Annotated in this window: 20 protein-coding genes, 1 tRNA gene and 2 riboswitches; of the genes, 11 read left to right on the top strand and 10 right to left on the bottom strand. The window is 60.5% G+C overall.

The genetic code is table 11. The features are described from left to right. Positions 1 to 69 precede the first annotated feature (69 nt). Positions 70 to 567, bottom strand: a complete 498-nt coding sequence (locus BLW69_RS00490) for a prolyl-tRNA synthetase associated domain-containing protein (protein ID WP_062462247.1) — start codon at positions 565 to 567, stop codon at positions 70 to 72. A 50-nt stretch (positions 568 to 617) separates the two neighbouring features. Here BLW69_RS00490 and BLW69_RS00485 point away from each other — a divergent pair, with 50 nt between their 5' ends. Beyond that, a complete protein-coding gene (locus BLW69_RS00485) occupies positions 618 to 830 on the top strand; it encodes a hypothetical protein (RefSeq protein ID WP_139283769.1) in 213 nt (70 codons plus the stop codon). Beyond that, a tRNA-Gly gene (locus BLW69_RS00480) sits at positions 831 to 905 on the top strand. A 139-nt stretch (positions 906 to 1,044) separates the two neighbouring features. Here BLW69_RS00480 and BLW69_RS00475 read toward each other — a convergent pair. Then, the gene (locus BLW69_RS00475) at positions 1,045 to 2,067 is read right to left on the bottom strand and encodes an aldose epimerase family protein (protein ID WP_092659237.1); all 1,023 of its coding nucleotides are present in this window, start codon (positions 2,065 to 2,067) and stop codon (positions 1,045 to 1,047) included. Positions 2,068 to 2,156: 89 nt separating this feature from the next. After that, positions 2,157 to 3,080, bottom strand: coding sequence for a homoserine O-acetyltransferase MetA (gene metA / locus BLW69_RS00470; RefSeq protein WP_092659235.1), 924 nt, complete (start codon positions 3,078 to 3,080; stop codon positions 2,157 to 2,159). A 62-nt stretch (positions 3,081 to 3,142) separates the two neighbouring features. Beyond that, a riboswitch (SAM riboswitch) is annotated at positions 3,143 to 3,220 on the bottom strand. Positions 3,221 to 3,338: 118 nt separating this feature from the next. Here metA and BLW69_RS00465 point away from each other — a divergent pair. The 7 genes from BLW69_RS00465 to BLW69_RS00435 all read left to right on the top strand — a co-directional run bounded on the left by BLW69_RS00465 (position 3,339) and on the right by BLW69_RS00435 (position 11,826). Beyond that, positions 3,339 to 3,989: a thiamine diphosphokinase gene (locus BLW69_RS00465; protein WP_092659233.1), complete on the top strand. Its 651-nt coding sequence runs from the start codon at positions 3,339 to 3,341 to the stop codon at positions 3,987 to 3,989. A gap of 7 nt (positions 3,990 to 3,996) precedes the next feature. Continuing rightward, the gene (locus BLW69_RS00460; RefSeq protein ID WP_092659231.1) at positions 3,997 to 5,811 is read left to right on the top strand and encodes an ABC-F family ATP-binding cassette domain-containing protein; all 1,815 of its coding nucleotides are present in this window, start codon (positions 3,997 to 3,999) and stop codon (positions 5,809 to 5,811) included. A gap of 168 nt (positions 5,812 to 5,979) precedes the next feature. After that, positions 5,980 to 6,453, top strand: a complete 474-nt coding sequence (locus BLW69_RS00455; protein WP_062462225.1) for a response regulator — start codon at positions 5,980 to 5,982, stop codon at positions 6,451 to 6,453. Between the two features lie 167 nt (positions 6,454 to 6,620). Further along, positions 6,621 to 6,728: riboswitch (TPP riboswitch) on the top strand. A gap of 27 nt (positions 6,729 to 6,755) precedes the next feature. After that, positions 6,756 to 7,793, top strand: coding sequence for a thiamine ABC transporter substrate binding subunit (thiB, locus tag BLW69_RS00450; RefSeq protein ID WP_175487234.1), 1,038 nt, complete (start codon positions 6,756 to 6,758; stop codon positions 7,791 to 7,793). Positions 7,794 to 7,808: 15 nt separating this feature from the next. After that, a complete protein-coding gene (gene thiP / locus BLW69_RS00445) occupies positions 7,809 to 9,431 on the top strand; it encodes a thiamine/thiamine pyrophosphate ABC transporter permease ThiP (protein WP_092659227.1) in 1,623 nt (540 codons plus the stop codon). Beyond that, the gene (locus BLW69_RS00440; RefSeq protein WP_092659226.1) at positions 9,424 to 10,098 is read left to right on the top strand and encodes a thiamine ABC transporter ATP-binding protein; all 675 of its coding nucleotides are present in this window, start codon (positions 9,424 to 9,426) and stop codon (positions 10,096 to 10,098) included. The genes thiP and BLW69_RS00440 overlap by 8 nt, the downstream gene beginning before the upstream one ends. A 291-nt stretch (positions 10,099 to 10,389) precedes the next feature. Continuing rightward, positions 10,390 to 11,826, top strand: coding sequence for a M48 family metalloprotease (locus BLW69_RS00435; protein WP_244508760.1), 1,437 nt, complete (start codon positions 10,390 to 10,392; stop codon positions 11,824 to 11,826). 107 nt (positions 11,827 to 11,933) lie between these two features. On the opposite strand, the gene BLW69_RS00430 is transcribed toward BLW69_RS00435, so the two are convergent. The 5 genes from BLW69_RS00430 to BLW69_RS00410 all read right to left on the bottom strand — a co-directional run bounded on the left by BLW69_RS00430 (position 11,934) and on the right by BLW69_RS00410 (position 18,188). Further along, positions 11,934 to 12,797, bottom strand: coding sequence for an RNA polymerase factor sigma-32 (locus tag BLW69_RS00430; RefSeq protein WP_062462213.1), 864 nt, complete (start codon positions 12,795 to 12,797; stop codon positions 11,934 to 11,936). Positions 12,798 to 13,093: 296 nt separating this feature from the next. Then, entirely contained in the window at positions 13,094 to 13,669 is a 576-nt protein-coding gene (locus BLW69_RS00425) for a CarD family transcriptional regulator (RefSeq protein WP_062462212.1), read from the bottom strand. A gap of 385 nt (positions 13,670 to 14,054) precedes the next feature. Continuing rightward, positions 14,055 to 14,393 (bottom strand): ferredoxin FdxA, encoded by a 339-nt coding sequence (gene fdxA / locus BLW69_RS00420; RefSeq protein WP_062462209.1) that lies wholly within the window; start codon positions 14,391 to 14,393, stop codon positions 14,055 to 14,057. Positions 14,394 to 14,575: 182 nt separating this feature from the next. Then, complete coding sequence (locus tag BLW69_RS00415) at positions 14,576 to 14,983, bottom strand: RNA-binding S4 domain-containing protein (RefSeq protein WP_062462206.1); 408 nt, start codon at positions 14,981 to 14,983, stop codon at positions 14,576 to 14,578. 4 nt (positions 14,984 to 14,987) lie between these two features. Next, complete coding sequence (locus BLW69_RS00410) at positions 14,988 to 18,188, bottom strand: helicase-related protein (RefSeq protein WP_092659224.1); 3,201 nt, start codon at positions 18,186 to 18,188, stop codon at positions 14,988 to 14,990. 375 nt (positions 18,189 to 18,563) lie between these two features. Between BLW69_RS00410 and BLW69_RS00405 the strand changes: the two genes are divergently transcribed. Beyond that, positions 18,564 to 18,719, top strand: coding sequence for a DUF3309 family protein (locus tag BLW69_RS00405; protein WP_082471964.1), 156 nt, complete (start codon positions 18,564 to 18,566; stop codon positions 18,717 to 18,719). A 40-nt stretch (positions 18,720 to 18,759) separates the two neighbouring features. Next, complete coding sequence (locus tag BLW69_RS00400) at positions 18,760 to 19,014, top strand: YMGG-like glycine zipper-containing protein (protein WP_062462199.1); 255 nt, start codon at positions 18,760 to 18,762, stop codon at positions 19,012 to 19,014. A 63-nt stretch (positions 19,015 to 19,077) separates the two neighbouring features. Here the strand turns inward: BLW69_RS00400 and BLW69_RS00395 are convergent, their stop codons facing one another. Both BLW69_RS00395 and BLW69_RS00390 read right to left on the bottom strand, forming a co-directional pair. Then, positions 19,078 to 19,806, bottom strand: coding sequence for a beta-ketoacyl-ACP reductase (locus BLW69_RS00395; RefSeq protein WP_092659222.1), 729 nt, complete (start codon positions 19,804 to 19,806; stop codon positions 19,078 to 19,080). 81 nt (positions 19,807 to 19,887) lie between these two features. Beyond that, on the bottom strand, positions 19,888 to 21,069 hold the full coding sequence (locus BLW69_RS00390) for an acetyl-CoA C-acetyltransferase (protein ID WP_092659220.1): 1,182 nt from the start codon (positions 21,067 to 21,069) through the stop codon (positions 19,888 to 19,890). Positions 21,070 to 21,163 lie beyond the last annotated feature (94 nt).

Raw genomic sequence — 21,163 nt, 5'->3', positions numbered from 1 at the left:
CCGGAAAAAGTCCAATCGGCACACGGCCGATGCGCATTATGTCTTACTCTGAATTGCAAAGATCGTATGTCAGCCCGTCACTTTCAAGACAAGCGGCGTATGGCCCGTCGCCTCCAGAAAGCGGATAAGATCGTCGCGACCGATCGACGTCGTCGCATCGTTTGAGAGTGGATGGCCATTGATCACCTCTTCGCGCATGAGGTCTTCGTCGAGCACGAACGTGACGTTGTTATCCGTGTCGTTCAGCGCGCCGAACACGGTGACGGAGCCCGGCACGACGCCGAGAAATTCCAGCATCTTTTCAGGATTGCCGAACGAGACGCGACTGGACGCACCGATCACCTTGTGGACGGTCTTTAGATCGACGCTGGCGTTTTCTTCGACCGTGATGACGAAGAACTGGTCCTTCTTGTCTTTGACGAACAGGTTCTTGGTATGCCCGCCCGGGATCTCGTCACGCAGGCTGGCTGATTCCGATACCGTAAACACCGGTGCATGCGCTTTCGTCTTGTGGGCAATATCGAGGCTATCGAGAAAGGCGAACAGGTCTTCTGCAGTTTTTGGCATGATCGATCTTGGCTGCTCTTGAGGTGTTGGCCCCGGCCGGCGGGGTAAGGATGGCGGACTATAGACAGATTGTTCGGACCGGCCAAGATGCACGCTTTGGCGCAAACCCTTGTTTCGCAGGGGCTTTCGAAGCTCCTGAAAAATTCTTCATCGAGATCGTCATTTCCCTGTTGCATTTGAAAAAAGTCTGGGCCATATACCGCCCGTCGCCGGCAACGAGCGGCACCGACGATCCAGACTACCACCGGGTCGACGGTTTATGAGCGGGTGTAGCTCAGTGGTAGAGCACAACCTTGCCAAGGTTGGGGTCGAGGGTTCGAATCCCTTCGCCCGCTCCAAATTCTCCCTTCAGACGAAAAAACGAATAACGGTATTGGTACCCAGTAGGGTACCTCGTCTATTATCGTCATTCGCTGGCTGCCTGCATCCTCGCAGCCAGACTGAGGCCGCCTTTCGGCAGCCTCAGCCCTCATCGCCTCAGCTCTTCGAAAACACGTAGTCGGTTTCCTGGCGCAGGGTTTCGCCCGGGCGAAGCACTGCATTGGGGAAAGTCTCGTGGTTGATTGCATCGGGCCAGACCTGGGTTTCCAGGCAGAAGCCGGCGTAAGGCGCGTAGGGACGGCCTTCCATGCCGGGCACCGGCAAGGCGAGCTTGAAGCCCGCGTAGAACTGGATCCCCGGCTCCGTGGTGCGCACTTCGAGCTGCACGCCGGAATACAGGCTGCGGGCAAGCGCGACCGAGCGCTTGGCAGTCCTCTCCTCAGAGAGGCAGTAGTTATGATCGAACTTCACCTGTTCGCCATCGGCACCAGTCCGCTGGATCGGACCCATCTCGCTCAGGTCGAACGTGGTGCCGGCAAGCGGCATCAGGACGCCGGTCGGCACCATCCTTTCATCCACCGCCGTCAACTCAGCCGCGGCGATCATCATGTCGTGGCCGAAAATGTCGGGGCGACCGTCGAGATTGAAATAGGAGTGCTGGCAGACGTTGGCGGGCGTCGGCTGGTCGGTCACCGTGTCGTAGATCACCGAAAGCACCCCGTCTTCCATCAGCTGGTAGGTCGCGGTGACGGTGCAATTGCCGGGATATCCGGCGCGTCCGTCCGGATCGGTGATCTGCAGCACGACCCGGTCTGCCGCATGATCGACGATCGACCAGATGCGCCGGGCAATGCCGTCGGATCCGCCATGCAGATGGGTAATGCCGTCTTCGTTGAGCTCCACCTGATACTCGGTGCCGTCGATCGAGAAGCGGCCATCGCCGATGCGATTAGCACAGCGACCAGGCGTGGCACCGAAATAGGGCGAATAGGCCTCATAGTCTGCGAAATTGTCGAACCCCAGCACCAGCGGCGGCTCGTGGCCGGCAAGCCGCAGATCCTGGATGACCGAGCCCCAGGTGAGAACCTGGGCTGTCAGCCCGCCGCCTGAGAGCGTGATTCGGTGAACCGCCTCGCCGGCCTTCGTCGTCCCGAAAATCTCGAACTCATGATCCGTCATAACGCACCTCCCAAATGTTTGCGGCAACCTGCGTGATTTCGATCAAAGCCGCAACGACGCCAGGAGAAAAATCGGTCAGGCTCTCTCGATCACTCGGTGCCGATTTTTTCGAGGTCGTAGGGCGTCGTCTGGTAGATCTCGTTGATCCAGTTTCCGAACAGGAGATGCGCATGACCGCGCCAGCGGTTGAGCGGGGCCAGCGTATCGTCGTTGTGCGGAAAATAGTCGTGCGGCATCTTGATCGGGATGCCGGCCTTGACATCGCGGAAATACTCGTCGGCGAGCGAGGTGGAATCGTATTCGACGTGGTTGAACATGAACAGCCGTCGGCCGGCCCTCTCATGCACAAGGCAGAGGCCCATTTCGTCGGATTCCATCAGGATCTCGAGGTCACTGCCGGCCTTTTCGACGTCCTGCCGGCGCACTTCCGTCCAGCGCGACACCGGTACCTGGAAATCGTCGGAAAAACCGTTGAGATAGACCGACGCCGGCGACAGGTTGCGGTGGCGATAGACCCCGAATGCCTTTTCCTTCAGCCCGTGCTTTGGAACGCCGTGGAAATGATAGATGGCGGCCATCGCCCCCCAGCAGACATTCATGGTGGAATGCACGTTGGTAGTGGTCCAGTCGAAGATTTCCTTCATTTCCTGCCAATAGGTGACGTCCTCGTATGGCAGGGTTTCCACCGGCGCGCCGGTGATGATGAAACCATCGAACTTGCGGTGCTTCACCTCTTCCCACGTTTCGTAGAACGACAGGAGATGGTCTTCCGACGTGTTCTTGGCCTTGTGGCCGCCGATGCGAACCAGGGAGAATTCGACCTGCAGCGGCGAGGCGCCGACAAGGCGCGCCATCTGCACCTCGGTCTTGATCTTGTTGGGCATGAGATTGAGAAGCCCGATCTGCAGTGGCCGGATGTCCTGCCTGACCGCCATCGTTTCGGTCATCACGCGCACGCCCTCGGAAACGAGCGTGTTGAAGGCAGGCAGCGTATCGGGGATCTTGATCGGCATCTCTTCAACCCAAAAACAAAAAGCCGGCACGAAGAATCGCAGCCGGCCCGTGGGAAGTTTTTGAAACTCTTCTCGCGGCCCTTTAGCGACTTTTTTTACGTGGCTGCAAGCCGGCCGGCCAAATCACCACGGAATTTCGACTTTTCAAATAATCCCTGCCACGCCCGCCGTCAATGGCAGCAAAAATGACCGCTTTCGCACGAACAGTGCGACACGCGCCTTTCCCTTGCGAGCCGCTTTAGGATATGGGCATGGGCAATGGCCAACTCGACCTTCACGATCCTGCTCGGCGGTGACCTCACCGTAACAGACCGACTGCAAAAGGCAGTTGCCGCAAGCCGCTTCATCGCGGCAGACAGCGGCATGCGCCATGCAGAGGCGCTGGGTGTGATGCCGGAGCTCTGGGTGGGCGATTTCGATTCCTCCGACGCAGACCTGATCGAGCGCTATCCCGATGTCGAGCGCCGGACCTATCCGCCGGAAAAGAACGAGACGGACGGCGAGATCGCGACGGCCGAAGCGATCGAACGCGGCGCGACGCGGCTCATTCTGATCGGCGCGCTGGGCGGCGAACGGTCCGACCACGCGCTCCAGCATTTTCTGCATGCGATGAGCCTTGCCGAGCGCGGGCATGACGTTCTCCTGACATCCGGTGAGGAAGAGGCCGTGCCCTTTCTCACCGGCACGATGACGCTCGACCTGCCCAAGGGCACGTTGTTTTCCGTCATCGGTTTCACAGGCCTTGCAGGCCTCGACATTCTTGGCGCGCGCTATCCACTCAAGGATTACACGCTGCCCTTCGGTTCCTCCCGCACCGTGTCCAACGTTGCAGAAGGGCCCGTCCAATTCCATTTACGTGACGGGAGGGCGATGATCCTTGCCCGTCCAAACGATTTTTCCGGAGCATAGACGCCGCATGGCACCGCCAATTCTGAAACTCGACGATATCGTTCTAACCTTCGGCGGCACGCCGCTTCTCAACGGAGCTGCCCTGCAGGTGGAGCCCGGCGACCGCATCTCTCTCGTCGGCCGCAACGGCTCGGGCAAATCGACGCTGATGAAGATCGCCGCTGGCATGGTGGAAGCGCAGTCGGGTGAGGTTTTCCGGCACCCCAATGCGACGATCCGCTATCTCGAACAGGCGCCGGATTTTGCTGGTTACAAAACCGTGCAGGCCTATGCGGAAGCGGGGCTTGGACCTGGCGACGATCCCTACCGCGTCACCTATCTGCTGGAGCATCTCGGCCTGACAGGAGAGGAAGACCCGGTCAGGCTTTCCGGTGGCGAGGCGCGACGCGCAGCACTTGTCCGCGTCATGGCGCCGGAACCGGATATCCTGATGCTGGACGAGCCGACCAACCATCTGGATCTGCCGACCATCGAATGGCTGGAAGACGAGCTGCGCAAGACCCGCAGCGCGCTCGTCGTCATCAGCCATGACCGTCGCTTTCTCGAAAAGGTGTCCAACGCCACAGTCTGGCTGGACCGCGGCACGTCCCGCCGCCTGTCGCGCGGTTTCGGCCATTTCGAAGCCTGGCGGGATCAGGTTCTCGAGGAGGAAGAGATCGAGCAGCACAAGCTCGGCAAGGCGATCGAGCGCGAAGAACACTGGATGCGCTACGGCGTGACCGCAAGGCGAAAGCGCAACATGCGCCGCGTCGGCGAGCTGCAGTCCATGCGGGCCGACTACCGCGGCCACAAGGGACCGCAGGGCTCCGTTCAGGCCTCCGTCGCCGAAGGGCGCGAGTCCGGCAAGCTGGTGGTGGAAGCGGAAAACATCACCAAGACCTATGACAAGCCGATCGTTGCGCCATTCTCGACCCGCATTCATCGCGGCGACCGGATCGGCCTGGTTGGTCCGAATGGCGCTGGTAAGACGACGCTTCTCAAGATGCTGACGGGTCAGCTTGCTCCCGACAGCGGCTGGATCAAGCTCGGCACCAATCTCGAAATTGCCACGCTTGACCAGAAGCGCGAGGACCTCGACCCCGCAGATACGCTGTCTCACTATCTGACAGACGGCCGCGGCGAGACGCTGCTGGTCAACGGCGAACAGCGGCATGTGGCGGGCTACATGAAGGATTTCCTGTTCCAGCCGGAACAGATCCGCACGCCGATCAAGAACCTCTCCGGGGGCGAGCGCGCGCGACTGATGCTGGCCCGCATGCTGGCCAAACCCTCGAATCTTCTGATCCTCGACGAACCGACCAACGACCTCGACATCGAGACGCTGGACCTCTTGCAGGAAATCGTCGCGGGCTATGCCGGCACCGTCATTCTCGTCAGCCATGACCGCGACTTTCTCGATCGGACCGTGACTTCGACGATCGCCCCGACAGACCCGGATGCCCCTGATGGCCGCTGGATCGAATATGCGGGCGGCTATACCGACATGCTGCAGCAGCGCAAAGGCATGGCCGACGAAAAGCGCCGCGCCGATAAGGCGGAAAAGGCGAAAACGGACAGCACTGCTCCGGCTGCCACCAAGTCAAAGGGCAAGCTCTCCTTCAAGCAGAAGTTCGCGCTGGAAAACCTCCCCAAGGACATGGCCAAGGCGCAGGACGAGATCGCTACATCCGAACGGAAGATGGCCGATCCCAAACTCTTCGCCAAAGACCCGTCGGCGTTTTCAAAGCTTGCCGCAGAGACGGCAAAACTACGCGATCGTGTCGCCAAAATGGAAGAAGAATGGCTGGAGCTTGAGATGCTCCGAGAACAGATTGAAGGATAGTTAAAGAATTCCTATACTTAACAAATAAATATCCACCGTTTTATTTGTCGCGAGCCGGAACAAACATTCCCCGGTGACGTTCGGCATCCATCAAGTGGTCGAAATGCGTAGTGCGGTATGAATGCCGACATGCCGACCAGATGGAAACAAAACGGTTAGGAATGTCCAATGCTGACTAATGTGATGCGTCGTCGGCTGGCGAGTGATGCAATGGAACAGCGCGTTCTGATCGTTGAGGACGAATTCCTGATCGCGCTTGATGTTGCCGAGACTGTCGAGAGCATGGGTCTCAAGGTTGCAGGCTTTGCCAGCGCCCGCAAGCACGCCCTGTCGCTCGGTGCATACGCCGATATCGCGCTGGTCGACGTCAATCTCTCCGACGGCCGGACCGGTCCGGAAATCGGGCGCGAACTCGCTGCCGAATACGGCCTGACGGTCATCTTCATGACGGCCAATCCGGAAGACGTGAAAGACGGCGTCGAGGGATCGCTCGGCGTTCTGACCAAGCCCGTCATGCCGCATGTGGTAGAGCAGACGATCGACTATGCGATCGCCAACCGTCTCGGCGGCATGGCGATCGTGCCGCGTGACCTCAAGATATTCCGCAACGACTCCCAGTCAGGCTACGCGCTCAACGCGTGAACCTTGTTGCCAAAGAACTACTAGCAAGAAAGCCGTCCGGCACCCCGGGCGGCTTTCTTGCTATCGCGACTGCTATCGCACGATGCCCCTCGGTCCTTGGCCATGAACGCAAGACGGCAGCGGTTCGACACCACTTGCCAGACAATTCCTTCACCGGTACATCTAGTCCCGCTCTAACGGGGTGCTGCGCGGTAACGTGCGGCTGAGAGGCTTTCAGCCAACCCGCGGAACCTGATCCGGCTAACACCGGCGGAGGGATTAGACGGCTCACGCTCAGCGCCTATTCCCCTTGTAGATTGATTTTGAAGGAGGCGTTGATGCGCAAACTCTTGCTATCGCTCACCGTGGCTTCGGCCACCATCATCCTGTCGCCGGCCGCAAGGGCCGAGGACAAGGTGCTGACCATCTACACCTATGAAAGCTTCACCGCCGACTGGGGCCCCGGCCCCAAGGTGAAGGCGGCTTTCGAAAAGACCTGCGCCTGCAAGGTCGAATTCGTGGCTGTCGCCGATGGCGTCGCACTTCTGACCCGGCTGAAGCTGGAGGGTGAGACGACCAAGGCCGATATCGCGCTCGGGCTCGACACCAACCTGATTTCGGAGGCGAAGGCGACCGGCCTATTCGAACCGCATGGACTGCAGGCATCCTCCGGCAATGGCGGGATCAGCGTTCCCGGCAATTACGCCGACGATACGTTCCTGCCCTATGACTACGGTCATTTCGCCGTCGTCTACGACACGAAAACCATCAAGAACCCGCCGAGGAGCCTGAAGGAACTGGTGGAGGGCGATCCTTCGCAGAAGATCGCGATCGAAGATCCGCGCACCTCGACACCCGGCCTCGGCCTGCTTTTGTGGATGAAATCAGTCTATGGCGACAAGGCGCCGGAAGCCTGGGCAAAGCTGAAGGGCCGCATCCTGACCGTCACGCCCGGTTGGTCGGAAGCCTACGGCCTGTTTACCAAGGGCGAAGTGCCGATGGTGCTGTCCTATACGACCTCGCCTGCCTATCACATGGTGGAGGAGAACGAGAACCGTTACCAGGCGGCCGCGTTTTCCGAGGGCCATTACGTGCAGATCGAAGTGGCCGGCATGCTGAAGGGCTCCCGTGACAAGGATCTCGCCCGTGACTTCCTCAAATTCATGGTGTCGCAGGGTTTTCAGGACGTGATCCCCACTACCAACTGGATGATGCCGGTGACGAAGACGTCGCAACCGCTGCCAGACGCTTTCGGCAAGCTGGTTCAGCCGGAAAAGACATTCCTGATGGGATCTGACGAAGTCGCGAAGAACCGCCAGGCATGGATCGACGAATGGCTCAACGCCATGAGCATGAACTGATCGGCTGAACCGGGCATGCTGCTGACCGCTGCCGAGCGAAGACGGGGGATTTCGGGCGGGGTGATAAGCCTCGGCGCGATCGCGCTTTTCGTCGGCATCGCGGTCTCGGCCCTGCTGTCCTGGGACGCCCCTGAAACGCAGGGGCGATTGTTCTCGGCCTATACCGGCCGCATCCTGCAGTTCACTCTGTGGCAAGCGGCGCTATCGACCTTGTTCTCCGTATGCCTTGCCCTTCCCGTGGCGCTGTCACTGGCAAGACGGCCGCATTTCATCGGCCGTATCTGGATCGTGCGGCTGATGGCGTTGCCGATGGGTCTGCCGGTTCTGATCGGTGCGCTGGGTCTGATCGGCATCTGGGGGCGCCAGGGCGCGGTCAATAGTTTCCTCTCGACATTGGGGCTTGAGCAGCCGATCAGCATTTACGGCCTGACCGGTATTCTCCTCGCCCATGTCTTCTTCAACCTGCCGCTGGCCGCCCGCCTGTTTCTCGTGGCGCTCGAGCGGCAGCCTGCGGAATACTGGCTGCTCTCCACCAGCCTCGGCATGAAGCCGTTGTCGATCTTCCGTTTCATCGAGGGGCCCGCTCTCATCCGGGTCGTGCCGGGCATTGCCGGGCTGATCTTCATGCTCTGCGCCACCAGTTTCACGCTGGTCCTGATTCTGGGCGGCGGGCCGGCGGCGACGACGCTGGAAGTGGCGATCTACCAGTCGCTGCGCTTCGATTTCGATCCGCCGCGTGCCATCGGACTGGCGGTACTGCAGATCGCCGTGACGGGCCTGATCCTCGCCGCACTCGCGTTTCTCCCCGCCCCCGACGGCACGCATGTAACTGCCGGCCGCGCCACCCGCCGCTTCGATGGACGCACATGGGGCGCAAGGCTGTGGGACGGCTCGACCATCCTTGCCACGACGCTGTTTCTCGTCCTGCCGCTTGCCTCGATCTTCCTAGCCGGCATCAAGGCCGATCTCTGGCGGCTGGCCTCCAGCCCCGCCTTCCTCAACGCCGCCTATACAAGCCTGTCGATCGCGCTCTTGTCAGGGCTGCTGGCCGTCAGCGTGGCTCTGGCGATCATCCATGCGCGCATTGCCATGAGAGACCTCCGTCATCCCGGCATGCTGGCACGTGGACTGGCGGCAATGCTTGGCGCAACGTCGTCGCTGGTGCTACTGGTGCCGCCGGTCGTGATCGGGACCGGCTGGTTCCTGCTGCTTCGCCCGTTTGGCGATGTCTCGCGGTTTGCCCCGGCACTGGTCGCCGTCATCAACATGCTGATGGCGCTGCCCTTCGTGATGCGGGTGCTGGAACCGGCGATCGAGGATCATCGGCGGCAGACGGCACGGCTGGCAGCGAGCCTCGGCATTTCAGGCTTTTCGAGACTGCGGCGGATCGACCTGCCCTTCCTGATCGGTCCAATCCTTACGGCACTGTCGTTTGCCATGGCGCTCTCGCTCGGCGACCTTGGTGCTGTGGCACTGTTCGGATCCTCGGAACTAACGACCCTGCCTTGGCTCGTCTACAGCAGGCTGTCGAGCTACCGAACCAACGACGCCGATGGGCTTGCCCTGCTTCTCGGGATGATATGTCTGGCGCTGACGATGCTTGGAAGTCTGAGCCGGCGAAAGGGATACGATGGCTGATGGCATTCGCCTGGAAAAGACTGCGTTGCAACTCGGCAGCAAACGGTTCAGCTTCGATATCGCCATGAGCGACGGCGCGATTACCGCCGTGACCGGGCCGTCGGGCTCCGGAAAATCGACCCTCTTGAACCTCATCGCGGGCTTCGAGATACCGGCGTCCGGCCGCATCCTGATCGCGGGCGAGGACGTGACCCGCGCACACCCCTCGCAGCGGCCGATCTCGCTGGTGTTCCAGGACAACAATCTCTTCGCCCATCTCGACCTCGTCACCAATATCGGCCTCGGCGTCGATCCGTCCCTCAAGCTTTCGCGTGAGGACAGGGCGAGAATTTCGCAGTCACTCGAGCGTGTCGGGCTTGCAGGATTCGAGACGCGCAAACCGGGAACGCTGTCCGGCGGCGAGAGGCAGCGCGCTGCCTTCGCGCGGGTGCTGGTGCGAAAGAGAACCGTCCTTTTGATGGACGAGCCGTTTGCGGCGCTTGATCCTGAACTTAGGTCGTCGATGGCGTCGCTGCTTCTGGACCTGCACCGCGAAACCGGCAATACGGTGGTGATCGTCAGCCACGACCGCGCCGAGGTTCAGAAGCTTGCCGACGTGGTGGTCGCCGTCGGCGATGGTACCATCGTCAACTCCGCCGCAAACACGGCTATTCCCTACGCCCGATAGAGGCCAGTCGACGGAGCGTCGTCACGAATAGAGACAGGCGAAAACCAACGTTATCGCAGTGCCACAATTTGGTCTTGCGGCGATGTCATCGCCTTGGTTTATCAGAAGTCAATTGCAAACGCGCCGGCTGAACCTATCTCTTTTATCTGTGCATGCGATGCGAAAATCGGTACGAAGCGAAGGTGAACAGGACTGACGGTGCAGAAGACACGGATCAAAACACGCGAGGACGCGACACCCGGCAGGACCGGGCAGACCAGCGCACCGCGCCGTTGGAGACGCTTTGCCGTCGTGTTGCTCGCAAGTGCAGCACTCGCAGGCTGCCAGTCCGTGTTCGATCAGGCCTACACGCCGAATGTTTCTCCATCAGACTCGCCGCAGATCGTCGACGAGGTTCAGAAGAACGATCCGCGGGCGCAGATGGGTGCACGCGAGCATCCCCGTATCGTGGCAAGCTATGGCGGCGAATATCGTGACGCCAAGACCGAACGGCTGGTCGCCCGGATTGCCGGCGCCCTGACCGCCGTTTCGGAAAATCCGACGCAGTCCTTCCGGATCACTATCCTCAATTCCCCGGCGATCAACGCCTTCGCCCTGCCCGGTGGCTATCTCTATGTCACCCGCGGATTGCTGGCGCTCGCCAACGACGCTTCGGAAGTCGCGGCCGTGCTGTCGCACGAGATGGGCCACGTCACCGCCAACCACGGCATCGAACGCCAGCGGCGCGAAGAAGCCGAGGTGATCGCCAGCCGGGTCGTCGCCGAAGTTCTGTCGAGCGACATCGCCGGCAAGCAGGCGCTTGCCCGCGGCAAGCTGAGACTTGCAGCGTTTTCGCGCCAGCAGGAACTGCAGGCGGACGTGATCGGTGTGCGGATGCTGGGCGAAGCTGGCTACGACCCTTACGCCGCTGCGCGCTTCCTCGATTCGATGGCGGCCTATGCGCGCTACTCGGCGGTTGATCCCGACAGCGACCAGAGCCTGGACTTCCTGTCCAGCCACCCGAATTCCGCGCAGCGCGTCGATCTGGCCCGCCGGCATGCCCGCAATTTCGGCCAGGAAGGCGTTGGCGATAAGGGTCGCGACTATTTCCTCGCCGGCATCGATGGTCTTCTCTATGGCGACAGCCCCCAGGAGGGTTATGTCCGCGGCCAGACCTTCCTGCACGGGGGCCTTGGAATACGCTTCGACGTTCCGCCGGACTTCCGCATCGACAACAAGGTGGAAGCGGTTCTCGCGACAGGACCTGGCGAAACCGCGATCCGTTTCGACGGCGTCGCCGCTGGCGACACCAGCAGCTTGCCCAACTATCTGACCAGCGGCTGGGTGGCCGGGCTTCAGCCGGAAACCGTGCGCGAGACGACCGTCAACGGCCTCCCGGCCGCGACCGCACGCGCATCCGCCGAACGCTGGGATTTCGACGTGACCGTGATCAAGGTCAACGACCAGATCTTCCGGTTCCTGACCGCGGTTCCGAAGGGCAGTCCCGCGCTCGACACGACCGCACAGATCCTGCGCAACAGTTTCCGCCGCATGACACAGCCTGAAATCGCGTCGCTGAAGCCGCTCCGCGTTCGCGTCGTGAGCGTTGGGCCGCAGGACACGATGGCATCGCTGTCGAGCCGGATGATGGGCACCGACCGCAAGCTGGACCTGTTCAAGCTGATCAACGCCATTCCGGTCGGCGCGACATTGTCACCGGGCCAAAAGGTCAAAATCATTTCCGAATGAGGCTTGTATAAAAGCTTCAAAGCGCGAAGGCCGTTTCAAGGGCCTGCGCGCTTTAAAGCATCGTATCGAGATGTCGCGACCGCCAGAGCGGCGCGGGCACAGTGTGTTTAGGACACAAGCGCCATCTGCGGATTTGCGGTGACGAGTGCCGACTTCAGCTTCTCGATCGCGCGGCTTTCGATCTGCCGCACACGCTCCTTGGAAATTCCGAGCTTGGCACCCAGCGCTTCCAGCGTCGCACCGTCATCCGTCAGCCTGCGGGCGCGGATGATCATCTTTTCGCGGTCGTTGAGCTTGGTGAGGGCACCCTGCAGCCATTTCAGGCGACGCTCGCCATCAATCATGCCCGAAACCTGTTCGTCCGGCAGTGGTTCGCCGCTGGCCAGCATGTCGAGGCGTTCGCCACTGTCGGCATCACCGGAAATCGTTGGAGCCTGGAGCGACGAGTCATTGCCGGAGAGACGGGCATCCATTGTCTGCACGTCGGAAACGCTGACGCCGAGTGCGACGGCAATTTCCTCATGGATGGCCTGGGCCGTGAGGTTGGAGTCGCCGCGGGCAAGTTTTGCGCGCAGGCGGCGCAGATTGAAGAACAGCGCCTTCTGGGCTGAACTCGTACCACCGCGAACGATCGACCAGTTGCGCAGGATATAGTCCTGCATGGAGGCACGGATCCACCAGCTGGCGTATGTGGAAAAGCGGACATCGCGGGCCGGTTCGAACCTTGCCGCAGCCTCGAGCAATCCCACATAACCTTCCTGAACGAGATCGCTCATGGGTAGACCGAACCCACGGAATTTCGACGCCATCGCGATGACGAGACGCATGTGGGCGAGTGCAATCTGGTTTCGAGCGCCCTGATCCTGGCGGTCTTTCCAACGGATTGCCAGATCACGCTCTTCCTCGCGGGCGAGATACGGAGCCGACATCGCTATCTTGATCATTGTGCGGTCTGCGGACATGGCTGTCATAGTGTTCTCCGTGGTGCCGTGATCGACAAAGGGCAGAACCAAAAAAAACGCTGAATTGCGGGATTACCGATATTTCAGCCTTGATTTTTGCGAATTTCTGCCGATGTCCCTCAAGTGTCTCGCGGAGGTCTTGGACCGGTTAGGCAATCGCCCCGCTATTGGTTAGGACGGAGAACACGCAGCACGATGCAGCATTAAATTCGCCGTTCCGGCGGGTTAACGCGCTTGTGTTGTAAAGGTTCCAACAAAAAACCCGGCACTAGGCCGGGTTTTTGGTGTTGTCTTTCAGAGACAAATCAGGCTGCTTCTTCTTCCTGAGCTTCATCTTCCTCGACTGTCTTGCCGCGCTTGGGACCCTTGGCAAGGTTGACCTCGATCAGGCGAACGGCTTCCGTATCGGACATCTTGTTGACGGCGGCAATTTCGCGCGCCATGCGATCCAGCGCCGCTTCATACAGCTGACGCTCGGAATAAGACTGCTCGGGCTGGTTTTCGGCGCGGAAAAGATCGCGCACCACTTCTGCAATGGAGATCAGATCACCGGAATTGATCTTGGCATCATATTCCTGTGCGCGACGCGACCACATCGTGCGCTTCACGCGGGCCTTGCCCTGGACCACCTTCAATGCACGTTCGACGAAATCCGTCTCGGAGAGCTTGCGCATGCCGATGCTCAAGGCCTTGGCGACCGGAACCTTCAGGCGCATTTTGTCCTTTTCAAAATCGATCACGAAAAGCTCGAGCTTCATGCCCGCGACTTCCTGTTCTTCGATAGAGGTGATCGTGCCGACGCCATGCGCAGGATAAACAATCGATTCACCAGTTCTAAAGCCCTGGCGTGCGGGAGAATTCTTTTTCAGTTGGGTCGTCATTCGATTCACAAACTCCCTTTGACTCACCCGTTTTATCGGGTCTGGGGAAACCGGGTCTGTCAGGCCCGGATGAGACGGGGGAAACCGTCGGGTCACTCCATACTGATCCGACAACGCGCGCAAAAACAGACCAACTCGCGAAACGGCGACGACAACATCAAAGTGTTGCAATGTCACGGGGAACGCGGGGAGCGATCTGTTTCTTTCGTGATGTTTTTCGGGCACGCGAGTGCCACCTTGTGGAACAGTGAGTAAGCTCTACCACAAAAAAGTGCGGAAATCAATAATTTGCTTTTATTCTTGCAAGCCGCGTGACAGTCGGACAGTGCCCAACCAAAAGACAGCTGATTCGAGCGGGTGACGGGCGCACCGTCACCATCCAGGTTTAATCGCCGGAACCTGGCTCCGCCGAGAAGTACTTTTCATACTTGCCTTCTTCGCCGTCCATTTCCTTGGCCTCCGGAAGCGGATCCCGCTTCACGGTAATGTTCGGCCAGATCTGCGCGAAGTCGGAGTTCACCTTCAGCCACTTGTCGAGACCTGGTTCCGTGTCAGGCTTGATGGCCTCAGCCGGACATTCAGGCTCGCAGACGCCGCAATCGATGCATTCGTCCGGGTGAATGACCAGAAAGTTCTCACCTTCGTAGAAGCAATCGACCGGGCACACTTCGACACAGTCTGTGTATTTGCAGCGGATGCAATTGTCTGTCACGACGAATGTCATGCGAAACTCCGAATATCGCAGATTGCGGCATGCTGCCGACGAAAGGTGCGGCAGGCGAAAAGCCGGCAGACTTCAGCACTAAAGGAAGTCATGCTTTTCGAGTGTCACCTAATGCCTTTGCTGCAACTGCGCAAGAATAAACCGTGCGTAAAAACCGGGTCTTGGGGGCGGATTTTCTAAACCTAGTTTTCGCCCGCTTCGGGAAACAGGCGTTCGGTCTCACGCCTTTCCTTCTTCGTCGGACGCCCGGAGCCCGGCAGGCGTTGCGCCTGCTCGAACGCCGTCAACTTCTGGCGTTCCTCCGGAGGCGGCGTCAGATCTTCGTAGAGAAGCCGCGCCTCTTCAAATGGACCCCGCCGATCACCACCGGACTTGACGACCAGAACCACATCGCGCCGTTCCAGCTTGATGTCGAGGCGGTCCCCGGTCTTGACCTGATAGCTCGGTTGAGAAACCAGCGCACCGTTTATGCGGATGCAGTTGGACTGGATCAGCGACTGCGCGATGGAGCGTGACTTTGCCATGCGCGCGAAAAAGAGCCACTTGTCGATGCGCTGTCGCGAACCTGCATGCAGCTCTTTTTCAACCATTCGCCTACTTCTTCATCTGCTCCTTGAGAGCAGCAAGCTTGGCAAAGGGCGAATCCGGATCGATCGGCTTTTCCTTGCGCGGTGGCTTGGCCTCAAAGCGAGCGGGCTGCGGTCCCTTGTTACGGTCCGGACGATCGTTACGATCTCCGCGCTCGGGACGATCGCCCCGGTTTTCAGGCCGACGGTTGTTGTTGTCGCGGTTCGGACGACCACCGTCACGGCGCTCGCCATCCCGACGACCATCGCGACGGCCTTCCTTGGGAGCGGCTTCGCCCTGGGGGCGGGCTTCCTGGGTGCGGCCTGCTGAGGCAGCACCGGCATTGCGCTGACCCTGGCCGTTACCACGGCGATCACCCTGCTGTGGCCGACCACCCTGGCGCTGGCTGTTCTCGCGACCGCCACCCGGGCGCCACAGGAGAACAGGCTTTGCTTCTTCGGGTTCGACGGCAGCGGCAGATTCAGTCGAGGCGGCTGTCTCGGCCTGAGCGTCCGGCTCGGCCGTTGCAGGTGCCTCAACGGTTTCAGCTTCCATGGAAGCGGCGACGTCAGGCGCCGCAGCTTCTTCACTCGCAGCGTCTTCTGCAGGAGCAGCAGCCTCGGCAGGCGCCGCAACCTCAGCGGAAGCTTCGGTTGCTTCAGTTGCTTCGACCTGATCGCCTTCGGCAGTCGGTGCGGCCTCGTCTGCTGCAGCCGTTGGCGTGGCAGGGGCAGCCGCAGCTGGCTCCTGGCCAGCCAGGAATGCCTGCGCCTCTTCAGGCTTCACGGCATCGGCGCGATAGCCGAGGCCTTTCAGAATTTCTTCCATATCGTCAGGCGTTGCGCCGAGGATCGACAGCATGGCTGTCGTCGTCACGAAGCGGCGACCGTCATAGGCGCCTTCCGGACGCGGGCTGGAGCCCGGCTTCCACTGCAGCAGCGGACGGATGAGATCAGCCAGACGCTCGAGAATGTCGATACGAACGGCACGCTTGCCGAGGAAACGGAAACCGGCGAGCTTGTAGAAGGTACGCTCGAAAGCAGGATCCGCGACGACCGATGTGCGGCCGGCAGCAAGCGCCGGAATGAGATCGCCGTAACCCGGCTTGTCGATGCCGTCGTTCTTCAGCGCCCAGAGAAGCGTGATAAGCTCGGCCGGAGCAGGCTTCAGCAGCGCCGGCATGAACACATGGTAGGCGCCGAAGCGGATGCCGTAGCGGCGCATCGAAGCGCGCGCATCCTGATCGAGCGTCTTCACGTCTTCGGCAACATCGCGCCGGAACATGACGCCGAGGTTTTCGACCAGCTGGAAGGCCAGGCCCTTGGCGAGACCCTGCAGGTCTTCAGCGCGCGACAGATCGTCCAGCGGCTTCAGCACGGTCGCGATATGGTGGTTCACGAAACGCTCGATGCGCGCAACGACGTGTTCGCGGGCATTGCCGGTCAACTGCTCGTCGGCAAGCAGGATCAGGCGCGGGCGCATGATATGGTCGCTCGACGCAAGCCGGCCGACAGGTTCGCCGAGCCAGCGCACGGAACCGTCCGAGCCGACAGCAAGGTCGTTGTTGCCGGATGCATAAAGCCGCGCGGCGCGTGCCTCGAACTCCAGCGCAAGCGCCTTTTGCGCGGCACCCTGGACGGCCTTCGCATCTGGACCCTCCGTGCCGGCTATAGGCGTGAATCGGAATCCAGCCAATTGCCCCACATGATGGCCTTCGACGAAGACATCCCCATTCACACTGATTTCAGCTTCCAGCATCGCATTCTCTCTTAGGCGCTTCATGAGCACAGATGTCCTGCGATCAACAAAGCGTTTCGTCAACCGTTCATGTAACGCGTCCGACAACCTATCCTCGATTTCCCGTGTCTTTTCTTGCCAGTGTGTCGGATCGGCAAGCCAGCCAGGGCGGTTCGAAACATAGGTCCAGGTACGAATCTGCGCGATTCGGGCCGACAGGGTGTCGATTTCTCCGTCGGTCCGGTCGGCGCGGCGAACCTGTTCTGCCATGAATTGCTCGTTCACCGTGCCGAAGCGCACAAGATCCGAGAAAAGAGTCGAAATGAGGTCTGCGTGTTGCGCAGGGGCAATCCGCCGATAGTCCGGCAGAGCGCAGGCCTCCCACAGTTTTTCGACCCGCTCCGGCGTTGTCGCCGTATCGCGGATTTCTGCGTAGCGCGAAAGATAGTCGAGCGCCTGGATATCGATTGCCGGAAGCGCGCGGGCAAGGCCTGCCACGGTCGGCGGTCGGTCGAGACTGGCACGCAAAGCGGCAAGCGAGGAATAGTCGACGCTTTTCGTGCGCCACTGCAGCACTTTCACCGGCTCGAAATGATGACCCTCGATCCGCTCGACCAGTTCGTCGTCGAAAGGCTGGACCTGTCCGGTCACGCCGAAGGTTCCGTCGCGCACATGGCGGCCGGCACGCCCGGCAATCTGCGCCAGTTCGGACGGATTAAGGTTGCGGAACTGATAGCCGTCGAACTTGCGATCCTGAGCGAAGGCAACGTGATCCACATCGAGATTGAGGCCCATGCCGATCGCATCGGTTGCGACCAGATATTCCACATCGCCTTCCTGATAGAGAGCGACCTGTGCATTGCGTGTCCGCGGGCTCAAGGCGCCAAGCACCACGGCCGCACCACCGCGCTGGCGGCGGATCAGTTCGGCGATCGCATAGACCTCCTCAGCGGAGAAGGCGACAATGGCGGAACGCTGCGGCAGGCGGGTGATCTTTTTCTGGCCGGCATAAAACAACTGCGACAGACGCGGCCGTTCGACCACGGTGATCCCGGGAAGCAGCCGTTCGAGGATCGGCCGCATGGTGCCGGCGCCCAGCAGCAACGTCTCCTCGCGTCCGCGAAGATGCAGGATGCGGTCGGTGAAGATGTGCCCGCGCTCGAGATCGCCGGCCAGCTGTACCTCGTCGATGGCGACGAAGGCGGCCTTTGTCTCGCGCGGCATCGCCTCGACGGTGCAGACGGAAAAGCGCGCCATATGCGGCGTGATCTTTTCCTCGCCCGTGATCAGCGCGACATTGTGATAACCGACCTTCTCCACGACACGCGTATAGACCTCGCGTGCAAGCAGGCGAAGGGGCAGACCGATCACGCCGGAACCGTGCGCAACCATGCGCTCGATGGCATAATGGGTCTTGCCGGTATTGGTGGGGCCTAGCACGGCCGTGACGCCGCGGCCGCTGAGAATCATGGGCTGAGAATGCAAAGCCAGTTCCTGCTTATCCGCCGATGCGATCCTCCACGGAAACGCAATCGCATTATCAGATGGCCATGCTCGACGATAAACGCAAGCCGATATGTTATCCTCGACAAGGCGAGACCACGATTTCCAGGATCAACATGCGTACGATACGCAAGCCAGTTTCGTTCGAACAAACGTGAACGAATCGGCGACGATTGCAGATTCCGGAGCGTTCCCGATCTGTTTCGAACATTACCCGGCTTTTCGACGCATGGCGAAAGTGTAACCCGTTAACCACACCCCACGGGCAAGCAAGTGGTGAGTGGAACAAAAGTTCCCATGCTACGTTTTCTCGGCAATCCCAACCGGACATGTCGAGCCGGTAGGTCAGCGGAGTACAAGCCTATGCTCGGAACCATCCTACTTATCGTACTGATTTTGCTTTTGATCGGCGCGCTGCCGAATTGGGGGCATAGCCGGAACTGGGGTTATGGTCCTTCCGGCGGTCTCGGCCTCGTTGTACTGATTATCATCATCCTCCTGCTGATGGGCAGGATCTAAAAGCGGCGAAGCCGCACGTTATCAAGGGAAGGGAATTGACATGAAAAAAGTTTTGCTCGTTGGCGCTCTCGTCGGAATGCTCGCATCTTGCACATCCACTGAAAAGGGCACCGCAATCGGTGCTGCTTCCGGCGCCGTTATCGGTGGCGCTGTGACCAACAGCTGGGGTGGCGCTGCAGTCGGCGCTGTCGGCGGTGGTCTGGTTGGCGCCGCTATCGGCGAATCGCAGAAGCGCAACGGTTACTGCGTCTACCGCGATCGTTACGGCCGCACATACGAAGCGCGTTGCCGCTAAGTCCTGCGTTTAGTCGCAGAATAGAAACCGGCGTCCCATGGGCGCCGGTTTTTTTGTATCCGCTTACCCGGCGAAATACTGACCGCCATTTGCGCTGAGCGTAGACCCGGTAATGAATCCGGCTTCTTCAGAGGCTAGAAACAGCACGCAGCGGGCGATTTCTTCCGGCTCTCCCAACCGTCCGACAGGGATCTGCGGGATGATCTTTTCGTCCATCACCTTTTGCGGGATGGCACGCACCATGTCTGTTCCGATATAGCCGGGGCAGATCGCATTGACGGTGATGTTCTTCGAGGCCCCTTCTTGAGCCAGTGCCTTGGTAAAGCCGAGATCGCCCGCCTTGGCGGCGGAATAGTTCACCTGCCCCATCTGGCCCCTCTGGCCATTGATCGAGGAGATGTTGATGATGCGGCCGAAGCCGCGCTCGCGCATGCCGGGCCAGACCGGATGGGTCATGTTGAACAGGCCGGAAAGGTTGGTATCAATGACCTCCTTCCACTGCTGTGGCGTGATCTTGTGAAACATGCCGTCGCGGGTGATGCCGGCATTGTTGACGAGGACGTCGATCGGCCCGAGCTGCGTTTCGACTTCAGCGATGCCCTTTACGCAGGCATCGTAATCCGACACGTCCCACTGGAACACCGGAATGCCCGTCGCCTCGTGGAACTCAGCGGCCTTTTCGGTATTGCCCGCAAAATTTGCGGCGACCGAATAGCCTGCCGCTTTCATGGCAGTGCTGATCGCAGCCCCGATGCCGCGCGTGCCTCCTGAAATCAACGCGATACGCGCCATGTAAACTTCCTTTCATACCGTCGCCGCCGTCAGCGTAACGGAGCTGCTCACGCCGATAACGTGGGCAGCTGCCACCCAGTGCTAGAGCGCTTCCAGACACATGGCGACGCCCATACCGCCCCCGATGCAGAGCGTCGCAAGCCCCTTTTTCGCGCCACGGCGCTTCATTTCGAACAGCAGCGTATTGAGAATTCGCGCACCCGACGCACCGATCGGGTGACCGATGGCGATCGCTCCGCCGTTGACGTTGACGAGCGACGGATCGAGGCCCAGATCCCGCGTGACCGCGCAGGACTGTGCGGCAAACGCCTCATTCGCTTCGATCAGATCCACATCGCCGATTTTCCAACCGGCTTTTTCCAGCGCGCGACGCGAAGCCGGGATGGGGCCGGTTCCCATGATCTGCGGATCGACGCCGGCGGTGGCCCAGGAGACGATGCGCGCGAGCGGCGCAATGCCACGACGACCGGCTTCTTCCTCCGTCATCAGCAACGCTGCGGCGGCGCCATCGTTAAGGCCGGATGCGTTGGCGGCAGTCACTGTGCCTTCCTTGTCGAAGGCCGGCCGAAGCTTCGCCATCCCCTCCAAAGTCGCACCGGCACGGATGTATTCGTCGTTCTCGACGCGAACATCGCCCTTTCGGGTCTGGATCAGGAACGGAACGATCTCGTCCCTGAAGCGGCCAGCAACCTGCGCTGCCTCCGCTTTGTTTTGCGAGGACACCGCGAACTGATCCTGCTCCTCACGCGACAACTGCCACTGGCGGGCGATGTTTTCAGCGGTGATACCCATGTGATAGCCGTAGAACGCGTCGGTCAGGCCATCCTTGATCATCGTATCGATCATCTTGAAATCACCCATCTTCACGCCGCCGCGTAAGTGCGCGCAATGCGGGGCCATCGACATGGATTCCTGGCCTCCCGCGACGATGATTTTGGCGTCGCCGAGCGCGATCTGCTGCATGCCCAGTGCGACCGCACGAAGACCGGAACCGCAGAGCTGGTTGACGCCCCAGGCCGTCGCCTCCTGCGGCACCCCGGCCTTCATCGCCGCCTGGCGGGCGGGGTTCTGTCCCTCGCCGGCAGGAAGGACCTGGCCCATGATGACCTCGTCCACTTCACCCGCCTCCACGCCACCGCGCGCCAGCACCTCCTTGATCACCGCGCCACCGAGTTCGTGTGCGGGGACGTTCGCAAATGCGCCATTGAACGAGCCGACGGCCGTTCGTGCTGCGGCTGCGATAACGATGGATGGATTGAACATGATGTCTCCTCTTTCCGTTTCTTGGCACCGAGACTGGCAAAGCCTGAGCGCCCTGTCAAACGCCCGGTTTTCGCCCGAAAAACCCGGTTTTTCA

The organism is Rhizobium sp. NFR12 (assembly GCF_900108545.1).
In the GTDB taxonomy this organism is placed as follows: Bacteria; Pseudomonadota; Alphaproteobacteria; order Rhizobiales; family Rhizobiaceae; genus Neorhizobium; species Neorhizobium soli.
This window is presented reverse-complemented; position numbering and strand designations above follow the sequence as displayed.

Bases quoted from the DNA above. Each gene is read 5' to 3' on its own strand.
- BLW69_RS00400 (WP_062462199.1), top strand. From the start codon at position 18,760: ATGAAAAAAGTTTTGCTCGTTGGCGCTCTCGTCGGAATGCTCGCATCT.
- BLW69_RS00405 (WP_082471964.1), top strand. From the start codon at position 18,564: ATGCTCGGAACCATCCTACTTATCGTACTGATTTTGCTTTTGATCGGC.
- BLW69_RS00485 (WP_139283769.1), top strand. From the start codon at position 618: ATGGCGGACTATAGACAGATTGTTCGGACCGGCCAAGATGCACGCTTT.
- BLW69_RS00465 (WP_092659233.1), top strand. From the start codon at position 3,339: ATGGCCAACTCGACCTTCACGATCCTGCTCGGCGGTGACCTCACCGTA.
- BLW69_RS00390 (WP_092659220.1), bottom strand. From the start codon at position 21,069: ATGTTCAATCCATCCATCGTTATCGCAGCCGCAGCACGAACGGCCGTC.
- BLW69_RS00395 (WP_092659222.1), bottom strand. From the start codon at position 19,806: ATGGCGCGTATCGCGTTGATTTCAGGAGGCACGCGCGGCATCGGGGCT.
- metA (WP_092659235.1), bottom strand. From the start codon at position 3,080: ATGCCGATCAAGATCCCCGATACGCTGCCTGCCTTCAACACGCTCGTT.
- BLW69_RS00440 (WP_092659226.1), top strand. From the start codon at position 9,424: ATGGCTGATGGCATTCGCCTGGAAAAGACTGCGTTGCAACTCGGCAGC.
- BLW69_RS00460 (WP_092659231.1), top strand. From the start codon at position 3,997: ATGGCACCGCCAATTCTGAAACTCGACGATATCGTTCTAACCTTCGGC.
- BLW69_RS00455 (WP_062462225.1), top strand. From the start codon at position 5,980: ATGCTGACTAATGTGATGCGTCGTCGGCTGGCGAGTGATGCAATGGAA.
- fdxA (WP_062462209.1), bottom strand. From the start codon at position 14,393: ATGACATTCGTCGTGACAGACAATTGCATCCGCTGCAAATACACAGAC.
- BLW69_RS00490 (WP_062462247.1), bottom strand. From the start codon at position 567: ATGCCAAAAACTGCAGAAGACCTGTTCGCCTTTCTCGATAGCCTCGAT.
- BLW69_RS00415 (WP_062462206.1), bottom strand. From the start codon at position 14,983: ATGGTTGAAAAAGAGCTGCATGCAGGTTCGCGACAGCGCATCGACAAG.
- BLW69_RS00425 (WP_062462212.1), bottom strand. From the start codon at position 13,669: ATGACGACCCAACTGAAAAAGAATTCTCCCGCACGCCAGGGCTTTAGA.
- BLW69_RS00430 (WP_062462213.1), bottom strand. From the start codon at position 12,797: ATGACAGCCATGTCCGCAGACCGCACAATGATCAAGATAGCGATGTCG.
- thiP (WP_092659227.1), top strand. From the start codon at position 7,809: ATGCTGCTGACCGCTGCCGAGCGAAGACGGGGGATTTCGGGCGGGGTG.
- BLW69_RS00475 (WP_092659237.1), bottom strand. From the start codon at position 2,067: ATGACGGATCATGAGTTCGAGATTTTCGGGACGACGAAGGCCGGCGAG.